Annotated in this window: 14 protein-coding genes and 1 pseudogene; 9 read left to right on the top strand and 6 right to left on the bottom strand. The window is 49.8% G+C overall.

Annotation, left to right across the window (positions count from 1 at the left end; translation table 11 throughout):
• Positions 1–16: 16 nt before the first annotated feature.
• The 5 genes from bcsD to oxyR all read left to right on the top strand — a co-directional run bounded on the left by bcsD (position 17) and on the right by oxyR (position 5,343).
• Positions 17–475: a cellulose biosynthesis protein BcsD gene (bcsD, locus tag A9B99_RS11135; protein WP_036116673.1), complete on the top strand. Its 459-nt coding sequence runs from the start codon at positions 17–19 to the stop codon at positions 473–475.
• 98 nt (positions 476–573) lie between these two features.
• Positions 574–1,527 carry a sensor domain-containing diguanylate cyclase gene (locus A9B99_RS11130; RefSeq protein WP_064597475.1) on the top strand — a complete coding sequence of 318 codons (954 nt, stop codon included), beginning with the start codon at positions 574–576 and terminating at the stop codon, positions 1,525–1,527.
• 125 nt (positions 1,528–1,652) lie between these two features.
• On the top strand, positions 1,653–2,582 hold the full coding sequence (gene galU / locus A9B99_RS11125; protein WP_064597473.1) for a UTP--glucose-1-phosphate uridylyltransferase GalU: 930 nt from the start codon (positions 1,653–1,655) through the stop codon (positions 2,580–2,582).
• A gap of 108 nt (positions 2,583–2,690) precedes the next feature.
• Positions 2,691–3,701 carry a glycosyl hydrolase family 8 gene (locus A9B99_RS11120; RefSeq protein ID WP_064597471.1) on the top strand — a complete coding sequence of 337 codons (1,011 nt, stop codon included), beginning with the start codon at positions 2,691–2,693 and terminating at the stop codon, positions 3,699–3,701.
• Between the two features lie 730 nt (positions 3,702–4,431).
• Positions 4,432–5,343, top strand: coding sequence for a DNA-binding transcriptional regulator OxyR (oxyR, locus tag A9B99_RS11115; RefSeq protein WP_064597468.1), 912 nt, complete (start codon positions 4,432–4,434; stop codon positions 5,341–5,343).
• Positions 5,344–5,370: 27 nt separating this feature from the next.
• Here the strand turns inward: oxyR and A9B99_RS11110 are convergent, their stop codons facing one another.
• From A9B99_RS11110 to A9B99_RS11085, 6 genes are all read right to left on the bottom strand, one after another.
• Positions 5,371–5,775 carry a hypothetical protein gene (locus A9B99_RS11110; RefSeq protein WP_156519043.1) on the bottom strand — a complete coding sequence of 135 codons (405 nt, stop codon included), beginning with the start codon at positions 5,773–5,775 and terminating at the stop codon, positions 5,371–5,373.
• 426 nt (positions 5,776–6,201) lie between these two features.
• The gene (locus tag A9B99_RS11105) at positions 6,202–7,056 is read right to left on the bottom strand and encodes an SMP-30/gluconolactonase/LRE family protein (protein ID WP_064597465.1); all 855 of its coding nucleotides are present in this window, start codon (positions 7,054–7,056) and stop codon (positions 6,202–6,204) included.
• Between the two features lie 11 nt (positions 7,057–7,067).
• Positions 7,068–8,168, bottom strand: a complete 1,101-nt coding sequence (locus A9B99_RS11100) for an ABC transporter substrate-binding protein (RefSeq protein WP_064597462.1) — start codon at positions 8,166–8,168, stop codon at positions 7,068–7,070.
• A 12-nt stretch (positions 8,169–8,180) separates the two neighbouring features.
• Entirely contained in the window at positions 8,181–9,290 is a 1,110-nt protein-coding gene (locus tag A9B99_RS11095; RefSeq protein WP_064597460.1) for an ABC transporter permease, read from the bottom strand.
• Positions 9,280–10,821 (bottom strand): sugar ABC transporter ATP-binding protein, encoded by a 1,542-nt coding sequence (locus A9B99_RS11090; protein WP_064597458.1) that lies wholly within the window; start codon positions 10,819–10,821, stop codon positions 9,280–9,282. The genes A9B99_RS11095 and A9B99_RS11090 overlap by 11 nt, the downstream gene beginning before the upstream one ends.
• A 347-nt stretch (positions 10,822–11,168) precedes the next feature.
• Positions 11,169–11,984: an IclR family transcriptional regulator gene (locus A9B99_RS11085; RefSeq protein WP_064597457.1), complete on the bottom strand. Its 816-nt coding sequence runs from the start codon at positions 11,982–11,984 to the stop codon at positions 11,169–11,171.
• Positions 11,985–12,210: 226 nt separating this feature from the next.
• On the opposite strand from A9B99_RS11085, the gene yiaK reads away from it, so the two are divergent.
• The 4 genes and pseudogenes from yiaK (at position 12,211) to A9B99_RS11070 (ending at position 15,308) form a co-directional block, all read left to right on the top strand.
• Positions 12,211–13,209, top strand: a complete 999-nt coding sequence (yiaK, locus tag A9B99_RS11080; protein WP_064597455.1) for a 3-dehydro-L-gulonate 2-dehydrogenase — start codon at positions 12,211–12,213, stop codon at positions 13,207–13,209.
• A 10-nt stretch (positions 13,210–13,219) separates the two neighbouring features.
• Positions 13,220–13,687 carry a NanQ anomerase/TabA/YiaL family protein gene (locus A9B99_RS11075; RefSeq protein WP_064597453.1) on the top strand — a complete coding sequence of 156 codons (468 nt, stop codon included), beginning with the start codon at positions 13,220–13,222 and terminating at the stop codon, positions 13,685–13,687.
• 49 nt (positions 13,688–13,736) lie between these two features.
• Positions 13,737–13,866: pseudogene (locus tag A9B99_RS24195) on the top strand (DUF4862 family protein); the annotation flags it as partial.
• 119 nt (positions 13,867–13,985) lie between these two features.
• Positions 13,986–15,308, top strand: coding sequence for an MFS transporter (locus tag A9B99_RS11070; RefSeq protein WP_064597451.1), 1,323 nt, complete (start codon positions 13,986–13,988; stop codon positions 15,306–15,308).
• Positions 15,309–15,313 lie beyond the last annotated feature (5 nt).

The raw sequence follows: 15,313 nt of genomic DNA, 5'->3' as shown, positions 1-15,313 counted from the left end.
TCGGTGGGATATAAACATGTTTAGCAATCAGGATACCTATTTACAGCGTAACTATCAGGCTGGCTGGCACGACCTGGTGTATCTGTTCTTTAACGAATTCACCAACAGCCAGCAGGACAAAGACCCGGACACGCTGCGCCGTATCGGCGGCATGCTGGCGCAATGGTATCCCATAGACCCGTCAAATACGGTGAATGAACTGGAACAACACATTAACCATGTGCTGGAACTGTTCAACTGGGGCTTTGTAAAAATGGCGCCAGCACAACGTGAACTGATTTTGATCCATTGTGCCTGGCCGCATGCCCCGGAATCCCGCGATGAAGCGCAATGGCGCCGGGCCAGTGCTTATGTACTGGAAGGCGCGTACTCGCAGTGGCTGGTTTCCCAGGGCGCAGGCAATAGCGTGCCAGTGCGCTGGAAAGAAAACACCACTGAAGATGTTTTAATTTTTCGTTACGCCATGACGGAATAATCCCCCTCTCTCCACAACATCAACGGGCAGGTTGAGACCGGCCCGTGACTTTTCGTGGGGTAAAGGCATTCCGCCATATCAACTTTCAGGTGACCATAATGTTGAATGAACTCACTGTTTCAGGAAGGAAACTTGAACTCGGTAGTATCAGTTATATGGAAGAGGATGCCTTTATCTCCCTGGTGCTCGATGCTCAGGGCAAGGTGAGCTATGCCAACCCAGGCTATTACGCGCTGACCGGATACGACAGAGATGACGTGCTGGACGCCCCACTTTTCCAGCCCGGCGAAGAGCACTACACATCTTCGCTACTGGCTGGGCTGAAAGTCTCGCGGCTGACAGGTGAAAAATGGCAGGGCGAAGTTTTTCTGCGCAAGAAAAACAACGAACCACTCTGGCTCGATGTCACGTTACTGCCGCGTTGCGATGAACGTGGTGATGTTTTTGCTTTTATCCTGGTGTGTTTTGATATCACGCACCATGTCACCATACGTGAACGGTTGCATTACCGGGCGCACAACGATGCATTAACCAGAACGTTGAATCGCCAGGGGTATTACATCCGTAGCCGGAAAAAATTTCGTGCGGCCCAGGCCAGCGGTGCCGAAACCGTCGTCGCCATTCTTGATTTAGATAATTTTAAAACCATCAACGATGAGCTGGGCCATGCCGCAGGCGATGAAGTTTTACGCCACTTTATCAGCCGGGTGAAACAGTGCATCAGCAACACCACTCTGCTTGGCCGCCTGGGCGGTGATGAGTTCGCACTGACCTTTATTGACGGGACTGACGAACATGATGCCGGGTTATTGCTGCAACGGATTATTGAGCAAACCCGTCTGCCCATGTACCTGCAGACTATTGGTCACCAGGTGGCGCTGTCTGTCAGCATTGGCGTCGCTACCTGGCCCAGGCACGGGACCAACTTTGCATCCGTGTTAAAGGCCGCAGATACCGCGCTGTATAAGGTAAAAGCACTGGGTGGAGACGACTTTATTAATTACCAAATTGTCTCAACAGCGGACTCGCACAGCATTGTCGGGTCGGTCTGATGTCAATCGTTAACGACGAAATAGTTAATAAAAATAAATAGTTAAATTGTGCACACTCTGTAACTCAGGTTGCCATCAGCCTGAATTACGACGTGTATTGCTGCGCTAACACAGAGGAAACGAGAATGTTAAAGGCTGTGATTCCTGTTGCAGGTCTTGGTACGCGTATGCTGCCTGCAACCAAAGCCATCCCTAAAGAAATGCTGCCGATTGTGGATAAGCCCCTTATCCAGTACATCGTGCAGGAGTGTTATGCCAGTGGCATCCGGGAAATCATCCTGGTCACTCACTCATCCAAAAACGCGATTGAAAACCACTTTGATACCTCTTTTGAACTCGAATCCCTGCTGGTACAACGCGTAAAAAATCAGTTACTGGAAGAAGTGCGTACCATTTGCCCGGCTGGCATGAACATCATGCATGTGCGCCAGGGCCAGGCGAAAGGCCTGGGCCATGCCGTGCTGTGTGCACAGCCACTGGTGGGTGATGATGATTTCGTTGTCGTGCTGCCAGATGTCCTGATTGACGACAGCCACTGCAACCTGGCGCAGGATAACCTTGCCGCGATGATCCAGCGCTTCACGGCGACGGGTGCCAGCCAGTTAATGATTGAGCGCGTCAGACATGAAGATGTGTCCCGTTACGGTGTGGTCGATTGTGGTGGAAAGAACCTGAGCGCAGGCGCTTTTGGCCGCATTCTGGGCATGGTGGAAAAACCGGCCACAGAAGACGCCCCATCCGATATGGCGGTTGTTGGCCGTTATGTCCTGTCTAAAGCAATCTGGCCGTTGCTGCATAAAACACCGGTTGGCGCGGGCGGCGAAATCCAGCTCACCGATGCCATTGATATGCTACTGACAGAATCTACTGTCGAAGCTTACAGCCTGGTGGGTAAATCTCATGATTGCGGCGACAAAATTGGCTATATGAAAGCCTTTGTTGAATATGGGCTGCGCCATCAGGCAACGGGTGAAACTTTCCGTCAGTGGCTGCAAAATGATATCAGCCTGGCACGTAAACCTGTTACCGGGGCACAGGCTGAAGCCGTTATGTAACCTCTGGCGGCGAAACAGTCTGTTGTGTCCCTGTACGCTGAATACGCTGCCCTTTGCGGGCGGCGTTCCACAAAGCAATATGCGTTTTCTAAAGGAACATTCTCTATCATGTTAAAAGCGATCTGGTTCTCGCCATGGCTATTACTGCTCTCGCTGACCATGAGCTCTTTCGCCGCGTCCGCTCAGGAAAACAACTGGGCGGTGTTTAAACACAATTACCTGAATCAGGACGGGCGCATTATCGACCGTGAAAATGGCAACATCAGCCATTCTGAAGGCCAGGGATACGGCATGTTACTGGCCGTTATGAATAACGACCGCCCGGCTTTTGAGCGCATTTGGGGCTGGACTGAACACACCTTATTACGCCCTTCGTTGTGGTTGTTCGCCTGGCGCTATGACCCGGCCGTCAACAAAGTGACCGATACCAACAACGCCAGCGATGGCGATACACTGATAGCCTGGGCGCTACTGCTCGCTGGCGAAAAATGGCATGAGCAGAGCTGGACCGACGCCTCATCACATATTCAGGATGCGCTTATCAACTGCCTGGTAATTGAGGAAGACAACCAGACATTGCTGTTACCGGGGCTGGAGGGTTTTGTGCGTGACGACGGCTATATTGTTAACCCGTCTTACTTTATCTTCCCGGCCTGGGAAAGCTTCTGGAAAGCCAGCCACAATTCAGTATGGCTGAAACTGAAGCAGTCCAGCCTGGCACTACTGGACAAAGCGCGCTTTGGCAAAACCCAACTCCCCAGCGACTGGGTGTTTGTCAAAGACAACGGTGATGTCTCACCCGCCAAAAACTGGCCTGCCCGTTTTAGTTATGATGCCATTCGTATTCCGTTATACCTCAGCCTGGGTGATGTTAAACCTGGCGCGACAGAAAATTTCCGCCACTTTTGGTCCAGCTATACCCGGAATTCAACCCCTGCCTGGGTAGACGTTTCTGGCAACAGTCAGGCAACTTACGATATGTCTGGCGGAATACTGGCGGTACGAGACTTAACCATGGGAGATTATCATCAAATGGATAAATCACTGCACCCTGGCGAAGGTTACTATTTATCTGCACTCCATATGCTCTCTTTATTTGCAGCATCTTTAAAAGGATGATAAACAATCATGCTTAAAATTTTTGTATACCGTTAACTGTCATAAAATGTGAGTTTGATTAAGGTCAAAATAAACGCAATATTGCTATTAACCACTACGGTAAATATTGTTCCATGTCACATTATTTTGCGGATACGATAGTTTTCACCTGGGCGTAAAGTATGTACGACCAGGTAAACCCTCATTATGGGTTACCGAATGCTGGCAGGATGCTCTTTATAACAAATATGTGACCAGCTGCAGGGAAGGGCTGACTGGTTACCAGTCCGTACCAGCGTTTCAGCGCAAGGGTGTAAAACGGTTTTCAGAAACCGAAAAACCCCGGGCTATGTAGCGATGGGATAAAAAGGCATTGCAACAGAATCTGTTACTTCTTCCGGGAATGAAAATGAGAGCCAGACTGGCGTGCTTATCCAGCCGCTCACTTGAGATTGGCCTGACGCGCGGTTTAACAGACCTGAACACTTACGTTATTACACAAGTATTATCGTGGTGAAATTTTTATGAAATTAACAACAGTGCTTGCCATTATTGTGAACAAAGATTAATCCGCACTTTTTGTTCATAAGAGAATGACAGGATTTAGTGGAAGAATAATAAAAAAGTATTAGTTCTCATGCAATTCATGGGGGAGAAATGACCGAGTTAAGAATAATAACAAGGCATCACAACCAAACAGATTATATAAATCTACCCGTACAACGTCAGCATTTGCAACCCGGGGAAAAAAATGAACATTCGTAATTTAGAGTACCTTGTTGCCCTGGCTAAATACCGCCATTTTCAGCGTGCAGCCGAAGCCTGTAACGTGAGCCAACCAACACTCAGCGCCCAGTTACGTAAGCTGGAAAATGAACTGGGATTACAATTACTGGAGCGCACTACCCGTAAAATTCGTTTCACACAAACCGGGTTGCGCCTGGTGGAGCAAACTCAGGTGATTCTGCGGGAAATTGAAGCGCTGAAAAACATGGCGAACAGTAGCCAGAACAGCCTGTCTCAAACACTGGATATCGGTATCATTCCAACCCTTGCGCCGTACATTTTTTCCCATATGAATACGTTATGCCGGGAAAACTTCCCGGAAGTTGAAATGGAAATTCATGAAGCGCAAACCCAGCACCTTTTGGCAATGCTGGAATCCGACGCCATTGAATGTGCGATTGTCATGGCCAGCAAAGAAACCAGTAAGTATGTTGAATTACCGTTGTTTGAAGAACCACTGGTACTGGGTGTCAGCCACAAACACCCTTATGCCCGGTTCGATGAAATCAACATGGACCATCTCAAAAATAACAAAATACTGATGCTGGATGACGGCAACTGCCTGCACAACCAAATCTTGCGGTATTGCTATCAGTTTGAGCTGGAACCGGATAACCGGTTTATCGCCATGCATCTTGAGACACTGCGCCGCAGTGTGGCGTTTAACAAGGGAATCGCTTTCTTCCCACTGCTTTCCACTCAGGAAGAAACCCGCGATGAAGTGAAATACTTACGCTGCGTGGCACCAGAACCCACACGCAAAATGGTGCTGGTGTTTCACCGTAGCGACCCGATGCGTAAGAAGTATGAAATGCTGCGCAACATTATTGCGAAACATATGGAGAAGTATTTACAGGCCGACAGTATTACCGCATGACCATCGCATAACCGGGTGAACCGATTATCACTCCATGGATACCGTAATACCGCTATATTTTCTCTGACAATCACGTTGGCGCGTGATTGTCATTGCTGCCTTTAGTCCGTTAAGCACATCTTCCGCAAGCACGTTACCCATGCTGTACTGTGCTTCAATTGCCAGCCACAAATTCACCAGTGCCAGAGTGTAGTCATTGGTGGTCATCCCGGAGTGGACTGCAGAAAAGAACGGAAATTGCACCAGAAGTTGCTCCTGGTCGCTCTGAATCACCTGCCCATGTAAATAAGGCTGCGCCAGTAACCCGGCAACCTGGTGTTCATCACCCCGCGTAACCCAGGCAAGGCGCACAGCAATAGCGTCCACTACAGGTGGAACGGGAACTGCGGGGAATCCCTGTTGGGAATGTTGTGACAAACGGTCAGATTTCACTTTTCAGTATCCTTTGTGCCTGGAACAGGGTGTTCCTGCTAATCCATGCCATCGGCCACCCAGCTAGATTAAATGGTTATCGGCCGATATTTCATTTTCTTAAATATTTGTCTATTCAACATAGATAATAAATTCTGTTTTATCCATACGGTTTTTCTTAAAATATCAAAAAATGTCTTGTTTATTCATAAGTTATAAATCTTACCAGGCGTAATCAGTGTGAATATTGATCACTTATTGATGCGAGCGATCAGTCATTGTGGTTTCATTGGTTTTACTAATAAAAAAGTGGGCTGATCCAGCCTGGCACTACACATAGTCAGATGATGAAGAAACACAGAGGAAGTTACGTTTTAGCGGCAGTACGGAGACAGATGCCCCCGCGCTGCCGGAAGAGTTGATTCCATCTAATATTGCTATAAACCGCTATAAATATTGCAACCGCAGACTGTAGAGCGATGTTGTCGCCGTAATAAACAAAATATCCTGCGCAACCCCACCCAGCACACAGTTGGACACCCGCTCAGGTACCTGAATTTTGTTTATTTGTTCCCCTTGTGCTGAAAAAATGATAACGCCATCGGCACAACTACAAAAAATATGCCCGTAGCGGTCCACACAAAAGCCATCCGGAAAACCTGGTGCGACCTCAGCCAGACGACGCCCGTTTTCCAGCCGGTTACCAACGACTTTATATTCCCGGAGTTCCCGGCGTCCCTGGCCGGGGAAATCAACAACAGACATATCGGCAATATACAGCAGGCGCTCATCGGGTGAAAAAGCAATACCATTGGGCCGCTGGGTATCACTGGTTGCAATAGTCAGGCTGTTATCACGCGGGTCGAAACAGTAGACATAACACCCAATCACCTGGCTTTCCGACTTATAGCCCTCATCATCGCCGACAATGCCATAGGGCGGATCAGTAAACCAAATCGTACCATCGGAACGCACGGCGACATCATTGGGAGAATTCAGGCGTTTCCCTTCCAGTTTATCAACCAGTAGTGTCACATCACCGTTCCGCTCCGTGCGGCTGATACCACGACGACCATGTTCACAAGTCACCACCCGGCCTTCAGTATCAACTGCGTTGCCATTGGCATAATTCGCCGATGCCCGCCATAACTGTACACCGTGACCGGAAGACCAACGAAACATACGGTTGCCTTTTACATCACTGAATACCACGGCCTGTTCCTGTTCAAGCCAGACAGGGCCTTCCGCCCACTGAGCGGGCGAGCATAACCGTTCCAGATCCCCTGACCATGTTACCTGCATACCCGCCTCGCTTATTTGACTCCCCAAATTGCTTTGTAATGACCCTGGTAGTCATTCTGTGGGTCATACATATTGTTTTGCCCGCCATCTTTATCAATATTCTCTTTCGTCACGAGGTGTGCCGGCGTGACATAGCCAGAGGGCTTCTGCCCGGCAAAAGCACGGTTAAACTCATCCAGTACTTGCCAGCCATGCAGCTTCAAGGGCTCAGGTACCGTGGCAAGCTGGCTGTTACTGGTACGTATGCGCTGATACGCCGTAATGGAGCCGTCACCAGCTGAAATGTTAAAGGGCGCGTTTTTCCCTCCTTTGTTCGCTGTTCTCAACGCGGGTGCCATAAAATCAAAATAGAGGTCGTTAATCGCCAGTGTGTACTGGTATTTGTCACCGTATTTCTGCAACAAGCTGAATGTCATCGACGGCATACGGCTGGAGGTATCAGACAGTGGCGTATCAATAAACTCCAGCACTTTGCAGGAAGCACATTTGCCAATTTCCGCTTTCATCACATTGGCTTTATCCAGCGCAATTTGGTACAGCGAGTCGGTCAGAATCACAACTTGTGCTTTGCCATCAGAACGTGCAATCGCATAATCGGCAGCAATCCGGGCGACGTCATTAGAATCTGAGGTTACATTGTAAAACAGGTGGTATTTCTCAACCGGGCCGGGCTGTGGAATGGCATGCCAGCCGATTAACACAATGCCCAGTTTTGCCGCATGGTCGAGTGGAATTTTCGCGACGTTAGGGTTCCAGCCACCAATCACTATGCCATCGGGTTTCTGGGCGATTGCCTGGTTGAGCGCAGATAACTGATCCTTTACCGAACCCGCGCCATCCAGAGTTTCCAGGTGCCAGCCTGCCACTTTCGCCGCTTCACTCAGCCCCTGCTGTACTCCCTGCACTCCGCCATTTTTCATATCGGAGGCAATAAAAATAATTTTCTTATTTTTTTGCAATACTGGCCCGGTTGTTGGCCCGTCCCACTTCGTCACTGGTGCGGTCGCGCTGGCAACTGCCGCTTTCACCTGAGACATAAAATCATCCGCAAAAGCTGGCCCCTGGCTGAACAAAGCAAAGCTCAAACCCAATGCAAACAAACGATATTTCATGAAAAATACCCCTTATGATTTAACGACATGATTAGCGTCGGAAGGTGTGGACAGTTGCGCAGGCTGCGCACTACCTGTCGTTTGTCGCCGTTGAACGGCTTTCTGATTCGCCATACGGCGGCGCTGTGCGTAACCGGCAAGCGTAATGGAGAGTAACAACGTGGCACCATTGAACAGAGGTTCAACCCAGAACGCCCCGCCAAATTGCTGGATCCCGGCAATGCCAATCGCCAAAATACAAATGCCAACCACAGTGCCCCACACATTCACCCGGCCCGGGCGAATGGTGGTACTACCTAAAAATGCGCCCACCAGTGCCGGTAACAGGTAATCCATACCTACACTGGCCTGGCCGACACCTTGTTCTGAGGCAATCAGTACCCCGCAAAAACCAGTCAGGACACTGGATGCAATAAATGAACCCATCACATACAGATTCACCGGAATACCATTAAGCCGCGCCGCTGCCGGATTTCCGCCCACCGCGTACATGCAGCGCCCCATTGGCGTGTGTTCGGTTAACAACCACAGGCACACCGCCACGACCACGACATAAAACGCGGCAACCGGAATACCAAAGATTTCAGCGTGGTCGATAGCAATAAAAGCATCCGGAAGGTCGCCAACGATTTGCCGCCCACCGGAGTGCCACAGGGCAACCGCATACAGCACCGTGCCAGAGCCCAGTGTGGCAACAAAGCTGTCGATATCGGCCAGCGCCACCAGAATACCGTTAAGCAGGCCATACAATGCTGAGATAATCAGCACAATCACAATGGCCATTTCCCAGGAAAACCCGTATTGCACCTGCAACGTGATAGCGAGGATGTGCCACAACACAATGCCAAACCCAACATTCAAGTCGATTTTGCCCACAATCATCGGAATGGTGGCGGCCAGCGCCAGTAGGGCGATTTTGGATTTGCTGGCAAGAATAGCCTGCAATGTCAGCATGGACGCAAACGAGGGTGTTGTCAGGGAGAACACCAGCGTCAACACCACGCACAATAATAACAAGCCATAGCGCGTGACGACCTGCATCATCCAGGGGCTGACGCCGTCACGGGACAGACTGACGCGCTGCTCCAACGCGGTGGATTTTACCGATGTTTTATTCGACATAATCTTCTTGCCCTTTAGTGACTTCAGAACTGGCAGACGCCAGTGCCAATAAATTCGCAAACGTCACATCCTGATTGCGCAGTTCACCCACAACACGCCCCCGGTTAAACACCAGTGCCCGGTTGCAGATATGCGCTATCTCCTCGAAATCATTTGAGATAACCAGTACTGCCACGCCCTCGCCCAATGATTTATTCAACAGGTGATAAATCTCCGCCCGGGCTCCGACATCCACACCCGCCGTTGGGTCTTCCAGAATCAACAACGGTGTCGCCAGATGCATCCAGCGAGCCATCACCACTTTCTGCTGGTTACCTCCGGATAACGCACTGATATCAATGTTGACATCCTTCGGACGGACATCGAATAGCTGTACTTTCCACCAGCTTTCGCCAATTTCCTCACGCCCGCCGTAGCGGGACAGCACCCGATGACCGCTGGCGCAGGGGTTCATAAACAGGTTTTCCCGCACCGACATCGACATCACCAGGCTTTCGCCTGTCCGGTCTCCGGCAACTAAAGAAACGCCCCGCGCCATTGCTTCCCGTGGGTTTCTGGCAGCATAAGGCTGTGCACAAAACTGGATTTTGCCGCCTTCACGCTGGCGCAGCCCAAACAACAGACGACCAATTTCTTCCTGGCCTGCCCCACGCAGCCCGGCCAGGGCCAGCATTTCTCCTGGCTGCAATGTGAAACTCACCGGGCCGGTCTCCCCAACCTGGACATTTTCCAGCGCCAGTACCGGGGAGCGCCCTTCAGGTAAAGGTTCACGCTGTTCTTGCGCCGTTTGCTCGCCCACAATTAATTCCACCAGACCACGCACGGTATAGTCTGCCGTCATCCCTCCTGCGACATAGCATCCGTCACGCATCACACACACCCGGTCGGCAATCTCAATCACTTCGTCAAGGCGGTGCGTGACATAAATCATCCCGACATTCTTTTCCCTTAAACGGGCAATAACACTGAACAGGTGGCGAACATCATTGGCAGGCAATGAGGCGGTGGGTTCATCCAGCACCAGTAACTCCGCGTTAACGGCGACGGCACGCGCAATCGCCAGCAGGGATTTTTCAGTGCGCGATAACTCAAAAACCCTGGCCTGTGGGTCAATATCTATTCCCACATCCAGGAGTGCCTGGCGAGCACGGCGTTCAATTTCACGCCAGCGAATCAGCCCCAGTTTGCGCGGAAACCCCATGACCAGCGCCATGTTTTCCGCAACCGTCATCCAATCCACCAGGCCAAGATCCTGATGGATAAATGCGATAGGTTGTTGTGTGGCACTCTTAATTGCTGCGGCAGAAGAGATAGACTGGCCTTTAAACAGAATGTCGCCACTATCACGGGAATAAACGCCCGCCAGCACTTTGATTAATGTTGATTTTCCCGCGCCATTTTCACCAAGCAGCGCAAGGACCTCGCCAGGCATAACATGAAGGCTGACATCATTGACTGCGGGGTTGCCGCCAAAGCGTTTCACAATATGCTGCATTTCCAGCGTGGGTTGCTGGGCCCGAATTTGATTCATAGCGATGCCTCTTCATGGGTGACCCGCTAACAAAGTTTTTTTTCACATCAGGATCGAAAAAAAACGCACCAGTGTTTCAATATGCGAAATCAAATTTCAAATTCACAATAAAAAGTAAACATGAAATATCACGGAAGGTGAATAAATAAATAATCAATATTATCAATTAGTTATTTTTATTTATCTAAAATGTGACGAGGAGCGCACTTATTAAATCGTGCGAATAAGAAGGTTATTCAGCTAATTATTAGTAGCAAAATATCAGCAATAGCCATGCAAGGGCAGTATGCAAAACGACATACTGCGCCGGTATGTTACAGCAGGAAAAGAGACTGTCAGGCAAAGCACTATAGCTGTGCGTTAAACCCCAACTCCTGGGAAATAGCCTGTGCTGTTTTTTGGAGTGGTTTCAACAGGTTCCTTTCACCAATCTGCTTTAAACGGGAAGTGGATAACGAGATAGAAATCGCGTAAGGCACCCGTTGGTGAATATCAAACACTGGCACAGCAATACAGGATACTCCCAGTTCGTTTTCTTCACGGTCCATGGCCATGTTTTTATCGCGAATGGACGCCAGTTCCTGGTACATATCTCCCAGCCGGGTAATCGTGTTGCGCGTCAGCGACTGAATTTGTGGCTGGTGTATTTCCCAATACTTTTGTACGTAATCTTCCTGCCCAAAGGCGAGGTAAATTTTCCCCATTGCCGAGCAATACAGCGGTTGCTGCTGCCCAATATACGCCCGGGTACGCAACATACCGGTCGTGGGTTCCAGCTTATAAATCAAAATCGAGTGGTCATCTTCCCGTGTTGAGAAGTTCACGGTCTCACCCGTTTCCAGGTTGAGGGTTTCCAGGTGGGGTGCGGCAACATGAATAATGTTCAGGGATGACAGTGCTTTTTGCCCCACAGAAATAAATTTAGTGGTCAGCCGGTAGCTCCCGGCCGCTGGCGCAGCCGTCACATAGCCGCAAGACTGCAACCCCTGCAGCAGACGGTGCACGGTGCTCTTGTTCAGTTGTGCCAGTTCCGAGAGGTGGGCCAACGGACAGCCATTTGGGTAATTGCTCAAAATTTCAATTAATTGCAAGCCACGAAACAAACTCTGGCTGCCTGCGGGCCGCTCTTTATCCAGGGCCGCATTCGCTCTTTTTTCACTCATGTCTCTCATCCTGCTTTTATCGTTTTCTGATCGTAGCGCAAAGTGTGTTTCAGTTCACGATCTGTGCAATAAATTATTAACACACTGAATTTACTTTATTTTTAGTTTTCATTCATGCTTTGACATCTCATTTTTTGATAGTTATATTTGAAATCAGATTCCACAATATGAAATTTACAGCTAAAAATTCATTCACGCCATTCCCACAAACCGAAGGAGTTCAGGAATGAAAGTGACGTTTGAGCAGTTAAAAGCTGCATTTAACCGGGTACTGGTGAACCGGGGAGTCAATCCACAAACAGCGGATGCTTGTGCAGAAATGTTCGCCCGCACCACCGAATCAGGGGTCTACTCCCACGGCGTAAACCGTTTCCCTCGTTTTATTCAGCAACTCGATGCTGGCGATATCATTCCGGATGCTGTACCTGAACGCATGCTTTCACTGGGTGCCATAGAACAATGGGATGCCCACCGCGCCATTGGCAACCTGACAGCGCAAAAAATGATGGACCGCGCCACTGAACTGGCTTCAGACCACGGTATTGGGCTGGTTGCATTGCGTAATGCCAACCACTGGATGCGCGGTGGCAGCTATGGCTGGCAGGCAGCAGAAAAAGGCTACATTGGTATTTGCTGGACGAACTCCATCGCCGTCATGCCGCCCTGGGGTGCTAAAGAGTGCCGGATTGGCACCAACCCATTGATTGTGGCGATACCGGGCAACCCAATTACGATGGTGGATATGTCCATGTCGATGTTTTCCTACGGCATGCTGGAAGTGAACCGTCTGGCTGGCCGCCAGTTACCGGTAGATGGCGGGTTTGATGACGACGGTAACCTCACCAAAGACCCGGGTACCGTGGAAAAAAATCGCCGCATTCTGCCAATGGGTTACTGGAAAGGTTCAGGCTTGTCTATTGTGCTGGACATGATTGCCACCCTGCTCTCTAACGGCGGTTCTGTCGCCCAGGTCACGGAAGAAAACAGTGATGAATATGGCGTGTCGCAGATCTTTATCGCCATTGAAGTAGACAGGCTTATTGACGGTAAAACCCGTGATGAAAAACTGCAACGCATTATGGATTACATCACCACGGCTGAACGCGCAGACCCGAATGTAGCTATTCGTTTGCCAGGCCACGAATTTGCGCGACTGCTCGAAGAAAATCGCCGCAACGGTATCACCGTTGACGACAGCGTATGGGAAAAAATCCAGGCTCTGTAGGGGAAATACCATGATTTTCGGCCATATAAGCAATCCCAATCCTTGTTCACTGCCACCACCACTGGAACAGGCGCTGGCACTGCTGCGGGAAACTGACTTTTCGCGTCTTGACCCTGGCATGGTGGAAGTGAACGGCAAGAAACTGTACATGCAAATCCTGGATCTCACGACAAAACCTGTCACGGAGAACCTGCCTGAGGTACATCGCCGGTATATTGATATTCAGTTTTTAGTCAGTGGGGATGAACGCATTGGTATCGCACCAGATAATGGTACCAATCCTGTTAGTGAATCATTACTTGCCGAGCGGGATATTATTTTCTACCAGTCAGCAGAAAATGAATCTTTTATACATATGACCCCGGGTAATTATGCCATTTTTTTCCCTCAGGATGTGCATCGCCCGGGCTGTATTAACCAGCATAGTTGCAATATTAGAAAAGTTGTCGTGAAGGTGGATGTTTCCACAATAAACTAGCCTTGTTATTTATTTACTGAATTACAGCAAATAATAAGGAACCACTACAATGAATAGCCAACACCCGGGTTATATTGTTGGTGCGTACCCTTGCGCACCTTCATTACACTATAAAAAATGAGAATGACGAAGCCAGTTTTTGGCGTCAACTGGCTGGCAGTGCAGATATTCGTGGTCTGGGCACGGCGGAGGCTGTGCTTTAAACCAGGCAAAAACATAATAACAACAGAATACCTCAGTGGCCTGAATAAACTCAGGCCACAGCGTGTTATCTCACGACGACTAAGAGAATAATATTATGAACACGACCCGTACCCTACAATCTCAACATATTCCCCGCCAGCGCTGGTTGAGAATTATCCCACCTATATTAATCGCCTGTATTATTTCTTATATGGACCGGGTAAATATTGCCTTTGCCATGCCAGGTGGAATGGATAGTGAATTAGGTATTTCGGCCAGCATGGCAGGGCTTGCCGGTGGTATTTTCTTTATCGGTTATTTATTTCTGCAGGTGCCTGGCGGAAAAATAGCGGTACATGGTAGCGGCAAGCGCTTTATTGGCTGGTCTCTGGTTGCCTGGGCTATTTTATCCATTCTTACCGGGTTGATTACTAATCAGTACCAGTTACTTGCCTTGCGCTTCCTGCTGGGGGTGGCTGAAGGCGGGATGTTGCCGGTAGTACTGACAATGGTCAGTAACTGGTTCCCGGACGCAGAGCGTGGGCGAGCTAACGCTATCGTCATTATGTTCGTTCCTATTGCTGGCATTATCACCGCTCCGCTTTCAGGCTGGCTCATTACTGTCCTGGACTGGCGCTGGCTGTTCATTATTGAAGGATTGTTCTCTGTTGCCGTGCTTATCCTGTGGTCACTCACCGTAAGCGACCGGCCTGAAGAAGCCCGCTGGATATCCGGGGCTGAAAAGCAGTGGTTAATCCGGACACTGAAAGAGGAACAGGCGGCAATTGCTGGCAAACAGGTGCGCAATGCCTCACTGAAACGGGTGCTGGCAGACAAAACTATCTGGCAGTTAATTGCCCTGAACTTCTTCTACCAGACCGGAATTTACGGTTACACGTTGTGGTTACCCAGCATTCTCAAAAGCCTGACTCACAGTAGCATGAGCGAGGTCGGTTTACTGGCAGTGCTGCCTTTCGTTGCCGCGATGGCGGGTATGTTCCTGTTCTCCTCTCTGTCTGACCACACTGGCAAACGTAAATTATTCGTTTTCCTGCCGTTGCTGGGTTTTGCCCTGTGCATGTTTCTGTCCGTCACGTTGAAACAGCATGTCTGGTTGTCGTACCTGGCATTGATTGGCTGCGGTTTCTTCCTGCAATCCGCCGCGGGCGTGTTCTGGACCATTCCGGCCCGCCTGTTCAACGCCGAAATGGCCGGTGGCGCGCGTGGCGTCATTAATGCCCTGGGTAATCTCGGTGGTTTCTGCGGCCCTTATGCAGTTGGCGTGTTGATAACCCTCTACAGCAAAGATGCCGGTGTGTATTGCCTGGCCGTTTCACTGCTGCTGTCTGCCATTCTGGCGCTTCTCCTGCCTGCCAAATGCGACAACGATGAAACTCACCCAACACACCAGGGTGTAGCTAATAAATCCACTATTTGAGACGC

It is taken from the genome of Mangrovibacter phragmitis, assembly GCF_001655675.1.
GTDB lineage: Bacteria > Pseudomonadota > Gammaproteobacteria > Enterobacterales > Enterobacteriaceae > Mangrovibacter > Mangrovibacter phragmitis.
This window is presented reverse-complemented; position numbering and strand designations above follow the sequence as displayed.

Bases quoted from the DNA above. Each gene is read 5' to 3' on its own strand.
- bcsD (WP_036116673.1), top strand. From the start codon at position 17: ATGTTTAGCAATCAGGATACCTATTTACAGCGTAACTATCAGGCTGGC.
- A9B99_RS11130 (WP_064597475.1), top strand. From the start codon at position 574: ATGTTGAATGAACTCACTGTTTCAGGAAGGAAACTTGAACTCGGTAGT.
- galU (WP_064597473.1), top strand. From the start codon at position 1,653: ATGTTAAAGGCTGTGATTCCTGTTGCAGGTCTTGGTACGCGTATGCTG.
- A9B99_RS11120 (WP_064597471.1), top strand. From the start codon at position 2,691: ATGTTAAAAGCGATCTGGTTCTCGCCATGGCTATTACTGCTCTCGCTG.
- oxyR (WP_064597468.1), top strand. From the start codon at position 4,432: ATGAACATTCGTAATTTAGAGTACCTTGTTGCCCTGGCTAAATACCGC.
- A9B99_RS11105 (WP_064597465.1), bottom strand. From the start codon at position 7,056: ATGCAGGTAACATGGTCAGGGGATCTGGAACGGTTATGCTCGCCCGCT.
- A9B99_RS11100 (WP_064597462.1), bottom strand. From the start codon at position 8,168: ATGAAATATCGTTTGTTTGCATTGGGTTTGAGCTTTGCTTTGTTCAGC.
- A9B99_RS11095 (WP_064597460.1), bottom strand. From the start codon at position 9,290: ATGTCGAATAAAACATCGGTAAAATCCACCGCGTTGGAGCAGCGCGTC.
- A9B99_RS11090 (WP_064597458.1), bottom strand. From the start codon at position 10,821: ATGAATCAAATTCGGGCCCAGCAACCCACGCTGGAAATGCAGCATATT.
- A9B99_RS11085 (WP_064597457.1), bottom strand. From the start codon at position 11,984: ATGAGTGAAAAAAGAGCGAATGCGGCCCTGGATAAAGAGCGGCCCGCA.
- yiaK (WP_064597455.1), top strand. From the start codon at position 12,211: ATGAAAGTGACGTTTGAGCAGTTAAAAGCTGCATTTAACCGGGTACTG.
- A9B99_RS11075 (WP_064597453.1), top strand. From the start codon at position 13,220: ATGATTTTCGGCCATATAAGCAATCCCAATCCTTGTTCACTGCCACCA.
- A9B99_RS11070 (WP_064597451.1), top strand. From the start codon at position 13,986: ATGAACACGACCCGTACCCTACAATCTCAACATATTCCCCGCCAGCGC.